The organism is Variovorax gracilis, assembly GCF_030317115.1.
Taxonomy (GTDB): Bacteria; Pseudomonadota; Gammaproteobacteria; order Burkholderiales; family Burkholderiaceae_C; genus Variovorax; species Variovorax gracilis.
Window position 1 is genome coordinate 40515 of record NZ_JASZYF010000018.1, and the last position, 15978, is coordinate 56492.

At 65.9% G+C, this 15978-nt stretch carries 17 protein-coding genes; 12 read left to right on the top strand and 5 right to left on the bottom strand.

All coding sequences use genetic code 11. From position 1 onward, the window contains the following. Positions 1-31: 31 nt before the first annotated feature. Genes QTH97_RS25745 through QTH97_RS25765 form a run of 5 tightly spaced genes read right to left on the bottom strand, consistent with a single transcriptional unit; the run spans position 32 to position 4594 of the window. A complete protein-coding gene (locus QTH97_RS25745) occupies positions 32-1615 on the bottom strand; it encodes an acyl-CoA synthetase (protein ID WP_286571350.1) in 1584 nt (527 codons plus the stop codon). Next, the gene (locus QTH97_RS25750) at positions 1612-2778 is read right to left on the bottom strand and encodes an acetyl-CoA acetyltransferase (RefSeq protein ID WP_286571351.1); all 1167 of its coding nucleotides are present in this window, start codon (positions 2776-2778) and stop codon (positions 1612-1614) included. The genes QTH97_RS25745 and QTH97_RS25750 overlap by 4 nt, the downstream gene beginning before the upstream one ends. Before the next feature lie 29 nt (positions 2779-2807). Then, a complete protein-coding gene (locus QTH97_RS25755; protein ID WP_286571352.1) occupies positions 2808-3614 on the bottom strand; it encodes an SDR family NAD(P)-dependent oxidoreductase in 807 nt (268 codons plus the stop codon). A gap of 37 nt (positions 3615-3651) precedes the next feature. After that, on the bottom strand, positions 3652-4050 hold the full coding sequence (locus tag QTH97_RS25760) for a PPC domain-containing DNA-binding protein (RefSeq protein ID WP_286571353.1): 399 nt from the start codon (positions 4048-4050) through the stop codon (positions 3652-3654). Next, a complete protein-coding gene (locus tag QTH97_RS25765) occupies positions 4043-4594 on the bottom strand; it encodes a PCC domain-containing protein (RefSeq protein ID WP_286571354.1) in 552 nt (183 codons plus the stop codon). Before QTH97_RS25765 ends, QTH97_RS25760 begins: the two co-directional genes overlap by 8 nt. Positions 4595-4731: 137 nt before the next feature. Between QTH97_RS25765 and QTH97_RS25770 the strand changes: the two genes are divergently transcribed. The 12 genes from QTH97_RS25770 to QTH97_RS25825 all read left to right on the top strand — a co-directional run bounded on the left by QTH97_RS25770 (position 4732) and on the right by QTH97_RS25825 (position 15950). Further along, the gene (locus tag QTH97_RS25770) at positions 4732-5622 is read left to right on the top strand and encodes a LysR family transcriptional regulator (protein ID WP_286571355.1); all 891 of its coding nucleotides are present in this window, start codon (positions 4732-4734) and stop codon (positions 5620-5622) included. 227 nt (positions 5623-5849) lie between these two features. After that, positions 5850-7334 (top strand): 2-hydroxymuconic semialdehyde dehydrogenase, encoded by a 1485-nt coding sequence (locus QTH97_RS25775; RefSeq protein WP_286571356.1) that lies wholly within the window; start codon positions 5850-5852, stop codon positions 7332-7334. Positions 7335-7360: 26 nt separating this feature from the next. Then, a complete protein-coding gene (locus QTH97_RS25780) occupies positions 7361-8179 on the top strand; it encodes a 2-keto-4-pentenoate hydratase (protein ID WP_286571357.1) in 819 nt (272 codons plus the stop codon). An 18-nt stretch (positions 8180-8197) separates the two neighbouring features. Next, positions 8198-9148 carry an acetaldehyde dehydrogenase (acetylating) gene (locus QTH97_RS25785; RefSeq protein ID WP_286571358.1) on the top strand — a complete coding sequence of 317 codons (951 nt, stop codon included), beginning with the start codon at positions 8198-8200 and terminating at the stop codon, positions 9146-9148. A gap of 11 nt (positions 9149-9159) precedes the next feature. Then, the gene (gene dmpG, locus QTH97_RS25790; RefSeq protein ID WP_286571359.1) at positions 9160-10194 is read left to right on the top strand and encodes a 4-hydroxy-2-oxovalerate aldolase; all 1035 of its coding nucleotides are present in this window, start codon (positions 9160-9162) and stop codon (positions 10192-10194) included. A 5-nt stretch (positions 10195-10199) separates the two neighbouring features. Continuing rightward, on the top strand, positions 10200-10994 hold the full coding sequence (locus tag QTH97_RS25795; protein WP_444813470.1) for a 2-keto-4-pentenoate hydratase: 795 nt from the start codon (positions 10200-10202) through the stop codon (positions 10992-10994). After that, complete coding sequence (locus tag QTH97_RS25800) at positions 10991-11422, top strand: RidA family protein (protein WP_286571360.1); 432 nt, start codon at positions 10991-10993, stop codon at positions 11420-11422. The genes QTH97_RS25795 and QTH97_RS25800 overlap by 4 nt, the downstream gene beginning before the upstream one ends. A 34-nt stretch (positions 11423-11456) precedes the next feature. Then, complete coding sequence (locus QTH97_RS25805; protein ID WP_286571361.1) at positions 11457-12026, top strand: 3-hydroxyanthranilate 3,4-dioxygenase; 570 nt, start codon at positions 11457-11459, stop codon at positions 12024-12026. Positions 12027-12031: 5 nt separating this feature from the next. Then, on the top strand, positions 12032-13012 hold the full coding sequence (locus QTH97_RS25810; protein WP_286571362.1) for an amidohydrolase family protein: 981 nt from the start codon (positions 12032-12034) through the stop codon (positions 13010-13012). A gap of 168 nt (positions 13013-13180) precedes the next feature. Next, a complete protein-coding gene (locus QTH97_RS25815) occupies positions 13181-13777 on the top strand; it encodes a nuclear transport factor 2 family protein (RefSeq protein ID WP_286571363.1) in 597 nt (198 codons plus the stop codon). A gap of 72 nt (positions 13778-13849) precedes the next feature. Then, a complete protein-coding gene (locus QTH97_RS25820; RefSeq protein WP_286571364.1) occupies positions 13850-14956 on the top strand; it encodes an amidohydrolase family protein in 1107 nt (368 codons plus the stop codon). A gap of 25 nt (positions 14957-14981) precedes the next feature. Next, positions 14982-15950 (top strand): Bug family tripartite tricarboxylate transporter substrate binding protein, encoded by a 969-nt coding sequence (locus QTH97_RS25825; RefSeq protein WP_286571365.1) that lies wholly within the window; start codon positions 14982-14984, stop codon positions 15948-15950. Positions 15951-15978: the final 28 nt, after the last annotated feature.

The following is a 15978-nucleotide window of genomic DNA, read 5'->3' on the forward strand; positions in this document are numbered from 1 at the left end:
GTTGTGTTGATGTGGCGATGGAATGCGGGGCTCAGCCGTGCACGGTCGGCTGCAGTTCGCCGCGCTCGATCAGGCGCGTGCGGATGTCTTTCTTCGTGACCTTTCCGTAGCCTGACTTCGGCAGCGAGTCCCAGAAGAGGAAGTGGCGCGGCCATCGGTACTTGGCGCAGCGACCGTCCAGGTGCCCGAGCAGCGATTCGGCCGTGAGGCCCGGCTGGCTCGCCACCACGACCGCAACCCCGATCTCGCCCCACTTCTCGTCTGGCACGCCGAGCACGGCCACCTCGGCAACGCCCGGATGCGTGAGCAGCACTTCTTCCACCTCGCGCGGGTACACGTTGGAGCCGCCCGAGATGTACATGTCGGACTCGCGGCCGGTGATGTACAGCAGGCCCCTCTCGTCGATGCGACCGAGATCCCCGGTGTGGAACCATCCGCCACGCAAGGCCTTGGCCGTGGCTTCGGCGTTGTTGAAGTAGCCCGCGAAGACCGCCGGCCCGCGGCAGCAGATTTCGCCGATCGTGCCCGGCGGCACGCGCTGCATCCGGTCGTCCAGGATGGCGACCTCCATGCCGGTGCGTGGCCGTCCGCAGGAGCCGACGGTCGGGTCCGCATCGTCGAGGCTGTGCATGGAAGGCGGAAGCACCGTGATGCAGCCGGTCACCTCGCCGAGGCCGAAGTACTGCACCAGCACCTTGCCCAGCTTCTGCAATGCACGCTTCTGGTCGGCCCGGTACATGGGCGCGCCGGCATAGATCATGTAGCGCAGCGAGCTGTGGTCGTAGCGATCGACGGCCGCGTCTTCCACCAGCATCTTCACGATGGTGGGTACGGTGAAGACGTTGGTCACGCGGTGCTCTTCGACGAGTTGCCAGAACACCTCGGGCTCGAGCCGGTCCGAGGGCAGCAGCACGGTTGCGGCGCCGCGCGCGACATTCAGCAGGGCATGGATGCCCGCGCCGTGGGACAGCGGCGCAACTGCAATCGAACGGTCGTCCTCACCGATGCCCGGAATCAGGTCGGCCAGGTGGTTGGTCACCACGAAGGCCATCTGGCCGTGGGTCAGCATCGCGGCCTTCGGGCGGCCGGTCGTGCCCGAGGTGTAGAAGTACCAGAGCGGCGTGTCTGCCTCGACCTCGGCCGGCATCGCACAGGCGCCGAGGTTGGCGGACACCAGGCTCTCATAGTCGATCTCGCCGCTGCGCGCCTGTCCGATCGTGACGACATGGGCGAGCCGGGACGAGGCCTCGCGCACGGCATCGACGTGGCCGGCGAAGCAGTCCTCCGCCAGCATGACGGTGGCCTCGCTCGAGCTGCCGAGATAGGCGATTTCCGGCGGCGTGAGCCGGAAGTTCGTCGGTACCCAGACCGCGCCGAGTCGGAATGCGGCCCAGCAACTCTCGAACAGGGCCGCGTTGTTGCGCGACTGCACCAGGATCTTGTCGCCGGCTTGGACGCCCAGCGAGCGAAGACCCTGCACGAGCGCGTTCACTCGGGCGTCGATCTCGCGCCACGTCCAGACGCGCTCGCCGTGGATGAGCCCGGCCCGGTCCGGGAACAGCGCCGCCGTCTGCGCGAGCAGCGACGACAGGTTGGCGACCTGGTGGTGGCTCACACGGCCTCCAGCACGCTCAGATAGTTGGCGACCGCCGCGCCGCCCATGTTGAACACGGCGCCGAGCTTCGGATTGCCGACCTGCATGTCTCCCGCCGTGCCCGACAGCTGCATCGCCGCCATGACGTGCTGCGAGACGCCGGTGGCGCCGATGGGATGACCACGCGACTTGAGGCCACCTGACAGGTTGACCGGCAGCTTGCCGTCGCGGCGCGTCACGCCGTCGAGGATCACGCGCGCGCCCTGGCCGTGCGGCGCCAGGCCCATGGCTTCGTACTCCAGCAACTCAGCCACGGTGAAGCAGTCGTGCGTCTCGACGAAGCCAACGTCGTCGAGCGTGGCTTGCGCCGCCTGCAGCCCTTGCTGCCATGCGATTGCCGCGCCTTCGAAGCGTGTCGGATCGCGCCGAGAGAGCGGCAGGAACTCGTTGACCTGAGTGCGCGAACGCCAGCGCACGGGGGTGACGCTGGCATTGCCGCTCGGCTCGGCCGAGATGACGAGCGCAGCCGCCCCGTCGGACACGAGCGAGCAGTCGGAGCGCTTGAGCGGTCCGGCAACGAAGGGGTTCTTGTCCGATGCGTTGCGGCAGAAGTCGAACCCGAGGTCCCGGCGCATGTGCGCGTAAGGGTTGTGCATGCCATTGGCGTGGTTCTTCGCGGCGATCGAGGCCAGCGCATCGCTTTGATCGCCGAAGCGCTCGAAGTAGCTGCTGGCGATCTTGCCGAAGACGCCGGCGAATCCGGACGGCGTGGTGCCTTCTTCCTTGACGTAGGAACAGCGCAGCAGCGTTTCGGCGACCTTCGGCGTGGAGACGGCGTTCATGATCTCGAAGCCCACCACCAGCGCCCGCTTGACGCGACCCGCCTGGACGGCATCGAGTGCGGCCCAGATTGCGGAGGAGCCGGTGGCGCATGCGTTCTCGGTGCGCGTCGCAGGAACGTGGCGCATTTCGGGGAACGCGAGGGCGACGAGCGAGCTGGTGAAGTCCTGCGGCAGGAATCCGCCATTGAAATGCCCGACGAAGATGCCGTCGACGTCGCCCGGCTGCAGGCCTGCGCTCTGCAGCGCCGGCTCGACGGCCTCGCGGACGAGCTGCTCGGGCTCGGCGGCATCGAGCTTGCCGAAGCGCGTGTGGCCCCAGCCAATGATGTACGGTTGTGTCATGCCTTGGTTCCTTGAAGGTGGGTGATGGGTCAGGCCGGCGATTGCTCGGTCTCGGCCTTGCGGCGGCGAAGCGTCGGCAGGCCGACGCCCGCCGCGTCGAAACCACCGTCGACAGCCACGACCTGGCCGTTGACGAAGCTGGCCTCCGGGCTGCACAGGAAGCCGACGACGTTCGCCATTTCGTCGGCGCTGCCGTAGCGGCTCAAGGGAATCGCGTCGTAGTAGTCGGAGCGGATCGCGACGCTGTGAACGAGCTTGGCCATCTCGGTCTCGACCGGGCCCGGCGCGATGACGTTGACGCGCACGCCAGCGTCGCCGAGCTCGACCGCATACTGCTTGGTCATGTGGATCAGGGCGGCCTTGCTGGTACCGTAGGCCACGCGCAGCGTGCTGGCTCTCAGGCCCGAAATCGAGGCGACATTGACGATCGCGCCGCCGCCGTTCTTCGCCATCAGTCCGCCGAAGGCCTGGGTGCACAGGAATGCACCGTCGAGGTTGGTCGCCATCACCTCGCGCCATTCCTTGAATGATGTTTCCAGCACCGGCTTGAAGACGGCCACGCCGGCGTTGTTGATGAGCGCGTCGACTCGACCGAACCGGCCGACGACGGCGGACACGGCTCTGTCGACCTGCGCCGCATCGGAAACGTCGCAGTGGATGCCCGTCAGTTCGTCAGGACGACCGATCTCCGCCACCGCCTTGTCCAGCGTGGCGCCGTCCCTGTCGAGCAGGACGACCTTGTAGTCGTGGCGAAGAAACCATTCGCCGACCGCGCGGCCGATGCCGCGGGCACCTCCGGTGACGACGGCAATGCGTGCTTGTGAATCAGTGCTCATGATGTTTGTGCGCTAGGGTGGGTTGAAAGAAGAAGATTCAGCATTCGGGGTCCGGGAGCCACTCTTCGAGCGTCACCTCGAAGGTCACGCAGACCGGGTTGGCGCCCGCAACGAAGGGGCCGCCATAGACCTGGCCCTCGGCGTCCACGACAACGCCGGTCAGCGCCGCCTGTACGGAGCCGTCCTGCTGCGAACGGACCTCGCCGGCGAGGCTCACGATCTCGGCGGCCGGACCGCGGATCACGAGGCAGGCGCCGTCGGATGTGGAAAGGCAGGCGTCGACGAGACTGCCCAACGCACCGCGCACGAAGGCGTTGCGAAAGCCCTGCGCGAGGCAGAGCTTCTCCACGCTCTGCACCAGGTCTTCGTTGGGGGCAATTCGACCGTAGGCGACGCGGCCCATCCGGCCGCTTTCGACCATGCGAACGTCAGGCATGCTGGATCTCCGATCGAGGACGCATCAAGGGCATGTGGGTTTCCTGGTCGTAGCTGATGCGCAGGTCGAACCCGTCGAGTGAGGTCGCAACGACCGTGACGGGTTTTGCGCCGACGATGCATTTCTCGGTCAGCAGGTGGCCGCCCCGTACCTTGCCGTCCTGCATGCGAAAGACGGCGTGGCAGTGCACTGCCGGTGCGCCCGAGCTGGATTTGCCCAGCGTGGCGTTGCCGAAGATGAGCCGGGCCGAGCGCACGGACAAGGGCTTGGTGTAGGCAGCGACCACGCGCCTGGTGACGTCGGCACGGGCGAGACAGAAGCTCAGGTCGTCGAGGTCGCCGTCGATCAGCGTCATCGATGCGTTCTGCACGCCGACGCTCGCCAGTGCCTCGACGATGCCGTCGTGGATCGATGAGCCCGATGGAAGCGCCAGCCGGAAGTGCCGGCCCTTGCTGGCGCACAAGGTCTCGATGCGTACGGGGCCGAAGGGGCCGGGATGAACGAAGGTCCGTGGCCGCGGTGGGCCCGGCATGCGATCCGACATGGGTCTTGTCTCCTGCTGCTACTTGTGGAAGCTTTCCCGGACTACATGGTTTGCGTCCGGGATGAGGTTCAGTCTAGGGTCGCACTTCGATTTGAAGAAATTTAGAATTCAGATCGATCCATACATGGAGCAAATCGATGGACATGCGTCACCTCCGCTGCTTCGTCGCCGTTTCCGAGGAACTCCACTTCGGGCGCGCGGCCGAACGACTGCACCTCACACAGCCGCCGGTGAGCCTGGCGATCAAGGAATTGGAGCAAGAGCTTGGTGTCACCTTGCTCGAGCGAACGTCGCGCCGCATCGCGCTGACCCGGGCGGGCGAGGACGCGTTGCGGGATGCACGGGCGGTGCTCGCGGCGGCCGACACCATGCGCAAGCGCGCCCGGGAGGCGGCGCAGGGGCTGATGGGTTCGCTCTCGATCGGCTTCATCAGCCTGCCGGCGTATTCGTTCCTGCCGCCGACGCTTCGAACCTTCACCGAGGACTACCAGCGCGTGAAGGTATCGCTGCAGGAGGGAACGACTGACCAGATCATCCACGACGTCGAAAGCGGAAGCCTGGATGTCGGACTGGTCTTCAGGACGCCTGACTTGCCCGCCGCATTGAACTCCAGGCTGGTTCATACGGAACCGCTGGTCGTTGCGCTCCCGGCCTCTCACCTGCTGGCCGGCGGCATTCGCATTGCGCTGGAGAAACTGTCGAACGAACGCTTCCTTGGCTTCGAGCGGCACCAAGGACCGATGATGTTCGACGCCATCGTCGCCACGTGCATGCGGCATGGCTTCAGCCCAAAGCTGTTTCCGGCCCGGCAGATGCACACCATCGTGAGCTTGGTGTCGGGCGGAATCGGCGTCGCGCTGGTGCCAGGCAGCGTGCAGGCATTGCATCGCGAAGGCGTTGTCTACCGAGCCATGAAAGGGGAGAAGACCATCGTCGAGACGGTCGCCATTTCACGCAAGTCCGACGATTCACCTCTGGTCAAGGCGCTCCTCAGCTGTCTTCCGAAGGTCAGCCAGCGAGCCCATTGATTGAGCGTCTCCTCACCGCTTGGCCATCCGATCTTGCGGGACCCGACCGACCGCGCGTCCTGACCCCTTGCGTGGGCCGGTCGCGCAAGCCGGTCCTGGAGTGGCTGCGATGGTTGTGTCCCGCTTTCGTCATGTATTCCCGCCGGCTATACCCGAGGCCGAACAAGTCATTTTTCAAGAAGACAGGGGCTGCCTAGACTCCGCCGCATGCCTTGCCGGAGCCTCTCTTGACCACCCCGTTTCTTCTGCCTCCCTCGTTGCGTGCGCTGCGCAACTACGTCGATGGCGAGTTCGTTTCCACCGACCGGTGCTTCGACAATGTCAGCCCGTTGCACGGCGAAGTGCTGGCGCAGGTGCACGAGGCCGACGCGGCGCTGGTGGACAAGGCCGTGCGGGCTGCGCGCCATGCATTGCAAGGCCCGTGGGGCCGCATCGGCGTGGACGAGCGCGCTGCCCTGCTGCATCGCGTTGCCGATGTCATCGAGCGTCGCTTTGACGACTTCGTCGCCGCGGAAGTAGCCGACACGGGGAGGCCCGAGGCGCAGGCCAGGGGCCTGGACGTGTCCCGGGGCGTGGCCAATCTGCGCACTTTCGCCGACATCGGAAAGCTGGCGCACGGCGACTGCTTCGAAACCCGGCTTGCCGATGGCAGGAGCCTGTTGAACTACACGGTTCGCAAGCCGCTGGGCGTCGTGGCCAGCATCTGTCCGTGGAACCTGCCGCTGCTGTCGATGACCTGGAAGGCCGCCCCTGCACTCATCTGCGGCAACACGATGGTGGTCAAGCCCTCCGAAGAGACGCCTTCCTCGGCCACGTTGCTGGCCGAGGCCTTCCACGAGGCCGGCGTGCCGCCCGGCGTCTTCAATCTGGTGCACGGCTTCGGTGCGAACTCCACCGGCGAGTCGCTGACCAGGCATCCGGACGTCGATGCCGTCACCTTCACCGGCGAGTCCCGCACGGGCGCGGCCATCATGAAGGCCGTCGCCGATGGCGTGAAGGAGATCTCATTCGAGCTCGGCGGCAAGAACGCGGCGGTCGTGTTCGCCGACGCCGACTTCGACGTGGCCGTGGAAGGTGTCGTGCGTTCCAGCTTCTCGAACTCGGGCCAGGTCTGCCTGTGCTCGGAGCGTGTCTATGTAGAGAGGCCGATCTTCGAGCGCTTCGTCGCCGCGATGAAGGCGCGCACGGAGGCGCTGAAGATCGGCTGGCCCGACGAACCCGACGTGTTCATGGGCTCGCTGATCTCGCGCGGCCACCGGGACAAGGTGCTTTCTTACTTCGACCTGGCCGTGCAGGAAGGCGCCACGGTCGTGACCGGCGGGGGCGTCCCTAAGTTCGGAGACCGCCGCGACGAAGGTGCATTCGTCCAGCCCACGATCTGGACGGGGCTCGGGGATGGCGCGCGTTGCATGCAGGAAGAAGTCTTCGGGCCGGTCTGCCACATCGCCCCCTTCGACAGCGAAGACGAAGTGATCGGACGCGTCAATGGAACGCCTTACGGCCTGGCCGGCTGCGTGTGGACCACCAACCTGTCGCGCGCGCATCGGGTCTCGCGGCGATTCCACGTCGGCACCGTGTGGATCAACACCTGGTTCTCCCGCGACCTTCGTACCCCGTTCGGCGGTGCCGGGCTGTCGGGCATCGGGCGAGAGGGCGGACGCTACTCGCTCGACTTCTATTCGGAAACCACCAACATCTGCGTCGCAGCCTGATGGCGGTCGCGTCTGGAACCCCAGCAATGATTCTGAGAAAGACACTTGTGGACGAACAAGCCCGGAAGATCGCCGACCTCCTGTGGGAGGCGGCCCGCAGCGGCCGGCCTGTCGCACCGGTGAGAGAGCAGGTCGAAGCGGCAGCGGTCGATGGCGACATCATCGACGCCGCCTACCGCGTGCAGCAAATCGTGACGCAGCGGCGCCTGGAGGCGGGCGGCCGACTGGTGGGCCGCAAGATCGGGTTGACTTCCAAGGCAGTCCAGAAGCAGTTGGGCGTCGACTCACCGGACTTCGGTGCCCTGTTTGCCGACATGGCCGTCGGCGATGGCGAGGAGATCGCCCCGGCCAGGCTGATGCAGCCGAAGGCGGAGGCAGAGATCGCCCTGGTGCTGAAGCGCGACCTGCCGCACGAGAAGCACACGGTGGCCGACATGATCGCCGCGACGGCCTACGCGTTGCCCGCGATCGAAGTGGTCGGAAGCCGCATCGCGAACTGGGACATCCGTCTGGCAGATACCGTGGCGGACAACGCTTCCTCGGGCTTGTTCGTGCTGGGAACCCGCCCCGTCACCCTGGACAAGCTCGACCTGGCGGCGTGCGGCATGGTGATGGAACGCCGCGGTGACCAGGTGTCGGTTGGGGGCGGCGCAGCCTGCCTGGGCAATCCGCTCAATGCCGCCATCTGGCTCGCGGACATGCTCGTGAGCATGGGCACGCCGCTGCGCGCCGGCGACGTGCTGATGACAGGGGCTCTGGGTCCCATGGTCGCGGCGCAGCCCGGCGACGTCTTCACTGCGCACATCGAAGGCCTTGGCAGCGTCGACGCTGTCTTCGGCCACTGAGTCCAGGTACTGACATTCATGACAACCATTTCATCCCGCCTCGCCGTTGCCGTCCTCGGCTCGGGCAATATCGGCACCGACCTGATGATCAAGGTGCTGCGCAATGCGCGCCACCTGTCCATGGAGGCCATGGTCGGCATCGACCCGGAATCCGACGGCCTGGCCCGGGCGCGACGCATGGGCGTCGCCACTTCCGCGGAAGGCCTGGACGGGCTCATCGGCCTGCCTTGCTTCAAGGACATCCGGATCGTCTTCGATGCCACCAGCGCGGGCGCGCATGGGCGACACGACATCGCGTTGCAGGCGCACGGCGTGCAGGTGATCGACCTGACGCCCGCGGCCATCGGACCCTACGTGATCCCGGTGGTCAATCTCGAACAGCATCTGGACGCGCCCAACCTCAACATGGTCACCTGCGGCGGCCAGGCGACGATCCCGATCGTTCGTGCCGTGTCGCGCGTGGCGCGCGTGCACTACGCCGAGATCGTCGCCTCGATCGCAAGCAAGTCGGCTGGCCCCGGTACGCGCGCCAACATCGACGAGTTCACCGAAACGACATCCAGGGCCATCGTCGAAGTGGGCGGCGCGAAGCATGGCAAGGCCATCATCGTGCTGAACCCCGCCGAGCCGCCGCTGATGATGCGCGACACCGTGTATTGCCTGGCCGAACTGGACGCGGACCAGGAGGCCATCGCGGCGTCGGTCCGGCAGATGGCGGCCGACGTGGCGGCCTACGTGCCCGGCTACCGGCTCAAGCAGCAGGTGCAATTCGAGCGCATCGACGGCGAGCGCCGCATCAACGTACCGGGACTTGGACCTGCGCAAGGGCTCAAGGTCACTGTGTTCCTCGAGGTGGAAGGCGCTGCGCACTACCTGCCGGCGTACGCGGGCAACCTGGACATCATGACCAGCGCAGCGCTGGCCACTGCCGAGCGCATCGCGGCGCGTCGGCTCGGCAGCGCCGGATGAAGGAGAAGACCATGCTCGCCGGACCCCGCAAGATCTATGTCTCCGACGTCACGTTGCGCGACGGCATGCACGCGATCGGCCATCAATATTCGCTGGCGCAGGTCGTTCGCATCGCGCGGGCGCTCGACGAAGCGCACGTCGACAGCATCGAGGTCGCGCACGGCGATGGGCTGCGCGGATCGAGCTTCAACTACGGCTTCGGCGCGCACACCGACATCGAGTGGATCGAGGCGGTGGCCGGTGTCCTCGCGCATGCGAAGGTGGCGACCTTGCTGCTGCCCGGCATCGGCACGCTGCACGACCTCCGCGCCGCCTACGACGCCGGTGCGCGCGTGGTTCGCATCGCGACCCATTGCACCGAAGCCGATATCTCCAGGCAGCACATCGAGTACGCCCGCGAACTCGGCATGGACACGGTCGGCTTCCTGATGATGAGCCACATGAACACGCCTGCCGGTCTCGCCGAGCAGGCGAGGCTGATGGAGAGCTACGGAGCGCAGTGCGTGTATGTGGTCGACTCCGGTGGCGCGATGAACATGCACGACATCGCGGAGCGCTTCAAGGCGCTCAGGCAAGTCCTGAAGCCCGAAACGCAGACGGGCATGCACGCGCACCACAACCTGAGCCTCGGCGTGGCCAACAGCATGGTCGCGCTCCAGCACGGTTGCGACCGTGTCGACGCCAGCCTCGCCGGCATGGGTGCCGGCGCTGGCAACGCGCCGCTCGAGGTGTTCATTGCCGCAGCGGATCGCATGGGCCTCTACCACGGTTGCGACGTGCGCAAGCTGATCGACGCGGCCGAGGAGATCGTGCGACCGCTGCAAGTCAGGCCGGTGCGCGTCGACCGCGAGACGCTCGCCCTCGGCTATGCCGGCGTGTACTCGAGCTTCCTGCTGCACAGCGAGGCTGCCGCCAGACGCTACGGCCTGTCGGCCTTCGACATCCTGGTGGAGCTCGGCCGCCGGCGCATGGTCGGGGGCCAGGAGGACATGATCGTCGACGTCGCGCTGGACCTTGCGGAAGCAGCCGCGAGCGCGGAGGGATGAAAGACATGAATAACGAAACGCGCCTGCACCGGGCCGCCGCGCTGCTCGACGATGCCGCCCACATGCGCCGCGAAATCGACCAGTTCGAACCGGGCTCCTTCACGCTTGACGAGGCCTACCTGATCCAGCGTGCCTCGATCCGCCGGCGCATCGGGCGCGGTGAGCGCCAGATCGGCATCAAGCTGGGCTTCACGAGCCGCGCCAAGATGATCCAGATGGGGGTCGACAGCCTGATCTGGGGGCTGATCACCGATGCCATGGTCGAGGAAGACGGCGGCGTCGTGGACCTCGGCCGCTACATCCACCCGAGGGTCGAGCCGGAAGTGTGCTTTCTGACCCGCCGGGACATCGACGGGCCGCTCACTGCACTCGAAGCCGCCGATCGCATCGAGGCTGTCGCGCCGGCGATGGAAATCATCGATTCGCGCTATCGCGATTTCAGATTCAGCCTGGAAGACGTGGTGGCGGACAACTGCTCGTCAGTCGGCCTGGTGGTCGGCGCATGGTCACGCAAGTTGGACGGGTTGGGCAACGCCGGTGTGCGCATGCAGTTCGATGGACGCGATGTGCAGGTCGGATCGACCGGCGCGATCCTTGGTCACCCCCTGCGCTCGCTCGTCCAGGCCTCGAAGTTGCTGCATGGTGCGCAGATGGTGCTTCCCGCGGGGTCGCTCATCATGGCCGGCGCAGCGACGGCAGCGCAGGCACTGCCGCCCGGCGTCCATGTCCAGTGCCAGATCGGAAGCGGCGCGGGCGCGCTGGGCCGCGTGGAGTTCCGCGCGATGGAGGCGCTGTCATGACGAAATCGGGCGCCAAGGTCGTGACTGGCATGGCAACGCCTCGCGGTCGCTTTCCGCACGTGCGGCGCGCAGGTGATTTCGTCTTCGTCTCCGGTACCAGCTCGCGCCGGCCGGACAACTCCTTCGTCGGCGTCGACGTCGACCCGATGGGCGTGACGCGGCTCGACATCCGCGCGCAGACCCGTGCGGTGATCGAGAATATCGGCCAGATGCTGCAAAGCGTCGGGGCTGATCTGTCGGATCTGGTCGAGACGCAGGTCTTTCTCGTCAGCATGAACGATTTCGGCGGCTACAACGAGGTGTGGGCCGAGTACTTCGATCACGACGGGCCGACCCGCACCACGGTGGCCGTGCACCAGTTGCCGCATCCCCATCTGCTGATCGAGATCAAGGCGACCGCCTTCAAGCCGGCGCAGGTCGCGGGCTGACTCGGTGCCCACCCCATTTCCCATGGAATTCAACATGCTCAAGTACGGCCCTCCGCTCAACTTCCCACGCTGGCTCGAAGACAACAGCCATCTGCTCAAGCCGCCGGTCGGCAATCGCCAGATATGGAAAGACGGGGACTTCATGGTCACGGTGGTCGGCGGCCCCAATGGCCGTAGCGATTTCCATGACGATCCGGTCGAGGAGTTCTTCTACCAGTTCAAGGGCAATGCCTACCTGTTGCTGTGGGACCGCGATCGCTACGAGCGCATCGATCTCAAGGAGGGCGACATCTTCCTGATGCCGCCTCATACCCTGCATTCGCCTCAGCGCCCTGAAGCGGGAAGCCTGTGCCTGGTCATCGAACGCCAGCGCCCCCCCGGCGAGCGCGATGGCTTCCAGTGGTGCTGCGCGCATTGCGGCCATGTCATACAGCGGCACGAAGTGCTGCTGCAAAGCATCGTCGACGACCTGCCGCCGCTGTACGAACGCTTCCACGCCAGCAGCGACGAAGCCCGTCGCTGCTCGCGTTGCGGGGAGATCCATCCGGGGCGTGACTACCAGGCCTGGCACCGCGACCTCGACCTTTCGGGGGGCCGCGCATGATCGACATGCATTCCCACTTCTTCCCGGCGATCTCGAAAGAGGAGGCCGATCGCTTCGATGCCGATCGCGCGCCCTGGCTCGCCGTCGAGAAGGGCGCAGCGGAAGGCCACATCATGGTGGGCGAGAAGCGCTTCCGGCCCGTGTACCGGGCGCTGTGGGATCCGGATTTCCGCGTCGCCGAACTGGACGCGCAGGGCGTCCGCCTGCAGATCGTGTGCGCCACACCGGTGATGTTCGGCTACGGGTGGGATGCGGCGAAGGCCGCCGAATGGGCGGCCCGCATGAACGACCGGGCGATCGAGTTCTGCGCCTCGCATCTCCGTCGCCTGAAGGCGCTGGCACAGGTGCCGCTGCAGGACCTGGACCTCGCATGCACCGAGGCCTCGCGTGCGATGTCGGCAGGCTGTGCCGGCGTGCAGATTGGCAACCATCTGGGCGACAAGGACCTGGACGACGAGCATCTGGTCTCGTTCCTGATCCATTGCGCGGAACAGGAGATTCCGGTGCTGGTGCACCCGTGGGACATGATGGGCGGCGGACGCATGAAGAAGTGGATGCTGCCCTGGCTGGTGGCGATGCCCGCCGAAACCCAGCTCGGCATGCTCTCGCTGATTCTCTCGGGTGCGATGGAGCGCATCCCGGAGTCGCTCAAGATCTGCTTTGCGCACGGCGGCGGCGCCTTCGCGTTCCTGCTGGGGCGGGTCGACAACGCCTGGCGCCACCGCGACATCGTGCGGCAGGACTGCCCGAAGCTGCCCTCGAGCTACGCCCGTCGCTTCCATGTGGACAGCGCGGTGTTCGATCCGGCAGCGCTTCGCATGCTGACGGACGTGATGGGTGTCGACCGGGTGATGCTGGGCTCGGACTATCCGTTTCCGCTGGGCGAGCAGCGCATCGGTGCGCTGATACGCGATGCCGGATTCCTCGACGAGACCGACCGACGGCAACTGGTTCGAGGCAATGCCGAAGCCTTCTTCGGATGCTAGCCGTTCACTGGGCATTGCACCCATTTTTCTCATCAATCAATGAGTTTAAATCGTTTGACCAATAGTTTGACTGAAGATGAAATCCACTCCCAAGAACCCCACGGGCCCGTGCGTGCACGCGTCCGCCAGCGAATCCAATCATTTCAGGAGCTTCGAATGATGCGAGCGATGTCACGACGCAATCTTCTCAACGTCACGGTCGCCGCCGCCTTGGCGATGGGTGTCACGGCCACGGCGTCGGCACAGGCGAAGCCGGCCGAGATCGAGCAGTTGATCAGCAAGCAGGCGATCACCGAGCTCCTCTACAAATATCCCCGGGCGCTCGACCGCCTCGATCGCGAGCTGTTGATGTCCATCGGCCACCCGGATGCGAAGGTCCAGTTCGGCAAGACCACGTTTCCCAACTGGACCGCCTACACGGACTGGATGATGAAGGCGCATGCCACGATGCTCGGCAACAACCATCGGATCACCAACATACTCATCGAGGTCCATGGCGATACGGCAGTGAGCGAATCGACGGGCACCGCCACGCTCCTCGTCAAGCAGGACACCGGCGATGACTACGAGGAGCGATGGATGCATTCGCGCTACCTGGACAAGTGGTCGCGACGCGGCGGCAAATGGGCCCTGGGCGCGCGCCAGACGGTGATGGACTATCGGACCGTCAAGCCGGTGTCGGCGGCAGACGTCAAGAACATGTACCAGGTCGGTGCTCGCACGGGACGCAACGATCCCTCCTACGCGCTGTTCGGCGAGAAGTAGACCTCAAGAGCACGGCTGCAGACGAGCGACGCCTGTCCCGCCTGGAAGCCATTCGCAAGGAACATGAGCCATATGACCATCCATCGCGAGCCGTCGTCCGACATGGCGGCCTGGCATGCGCACTGTGCCTGCCATCCCCGAAGGGGATTCCTGAAGTCGCTGGCGGCGCTCGGGGCCGCGGCGATCCTGCCCGGCCGCGACGTGCTGGCACAGTCGCCGACAAAGGCACCTGCCGTCCACACCGGGCGGATCGACTTCCACCACCACTTCTTCTCGCCGGCATGGATCAAGCTGGTCGAGTCGAAGAATTCGGTGAAGCCGGTTCTGGGCTTCGAGCAGTTCAAGACCCACTCGGTTGCCAAGGACATCGAGTCCATGGACCGGGGTCAGGTCGAGAAGGCCTACCTGTCCGTGACGCAGCCCGGCGTCTGGTTCGGAGACCGCGAGGAAACCCGCAAGGCCGCGCGGGAGCTGAACGAGTTCGCCGCGCGGCAGAAGTCGGACTACAAGGGGCGCTACGGCCACTTCGCAGTGCTGCCGCTGCCGGATGTCGATGCGAGCCTGCGCGAGATCGAGTATGCGTTCGACACACTCAAGGCCGATGGCGTCGGCCTGTTGTCGAGCTATGACGACAAATGGCTCGGCGACAAGTCCTTCGCCCCTGTGTGGGAGGAACTCAACCGCCGCAAGGCCGTGGTCTACACGCATGCGACGGCACCCGGTTGCTGCTCGTGGGATTTCCAACCCGGCATCCTGCCGACCTTCGTCGAGTTGGGGTCCGACCTGGCGCGCGCCATGGTCAGCATCATCCAGGGCGGCACCGCCAAGGCCACGCCGGACGTGCGCTATATCTGGTCGCATGGCGGCGGCAGCATCTGGGCACAGCGCTATCTGACCGGCGAAAGCACCGAATCGCTGGCGCGCACCGCGCCGCCGGATTCGAAGCTGCATCACTTTCGCCGATTCTTCTACGACACTGCGGCGGCTGCGGACGCCGTGCACATCGGCATCCTGAAGATGATCATCCCGTCGTCGCAGATCGTCTTTGGTTCGGACTACCCGTGGGTCGAACCAGATCGGATCGCAGCAGGACTGCAGTCGTCGGGCCTGACACCGCAGGAACTGCAGGCGGTCTACCGCGACAACGCACTCCGGCTCATGCCGGAGCTGCGCGGCTGACCGCGTCGCAAGCCCGAGATACAGCATGAGACTCCCGAGACTTCTAGCGGCAGCCCTCTGTGCGCTGCCCGTGATTGCCGCGGCCCAGGCCTTTCCGGTCCGGACCGTCAAGATCATCGTGCCCTATGCCGCCGGCGGCGGCGTGGACGTGATGGCGCGTGTGCTGGCGGAGCGCCTCCAGCGGAAATGGGGCCAGCCGGTGATCGTGGAGAACAAGACCGGCGCATCGACCATCATCGGCGCCTCGGCGGTTGCCAAGGCGGCACCCGATGGGCATACGCTGTTGCTGACCAGCGAGTCCACGATCACCAGCAACCCGTTTCTCTTCGACAAGCTGCCCTACGACCCCGTCCGTGAATTGCTCCCGATCTCGCAGCTGGTCAGCCTTCCGCAGATGGTCATCGCGAACCCGGCCGTTCAGGCGCGGAACCTGGACGAGCTCGTTGCGCTGGCCAAGGCGAAGCCGAACGACCTGAGCTACGCCACCTACGGCTCGGGCAGCCTGCCGCACCTGCTGTTCGAGGCGCTCAAGGCGCGCACGGGCGTCCAGCTGACCGCGGTGCCTTACAAGGGCATCACGCCTGCCGTGACCGCCGTGATGACCGGCGAAGTGCAGCTCACCCTGGCAGGGGTCTCATCGGCGCAGGCGTATATCCGGGCGGGCAAGCTGAAGGCGCTGGCAGTTGCGCGCGCGCAGCGGCTGCCGGACCAGCCGCAGGTTCCGACATTGCGCGAGGCAGGGTTCACCGACATCGATCCGCGCGAATCCTGGTTCGGCTTGTTCGTCACTGGCGGCACGCCGGGCAGCGTGGTCCAGAAGCTCTACAGGGACGTGGCCGAAGTCGCAGCAGATCCGGTGTTCCGCGAGCAGCACGTCGTCGCGCGCGGTTTCGATCCGGTCTTCTCCACACCCGAGGCATTCAGCCAGTTCATTCAAGCGGACATGGGCCGGAAGGCCAACTTGATCCGCATCTCGGGCGCCAAGGCGGAATAGCTCTCGCCATTGATCCAGCGCGCGCAAG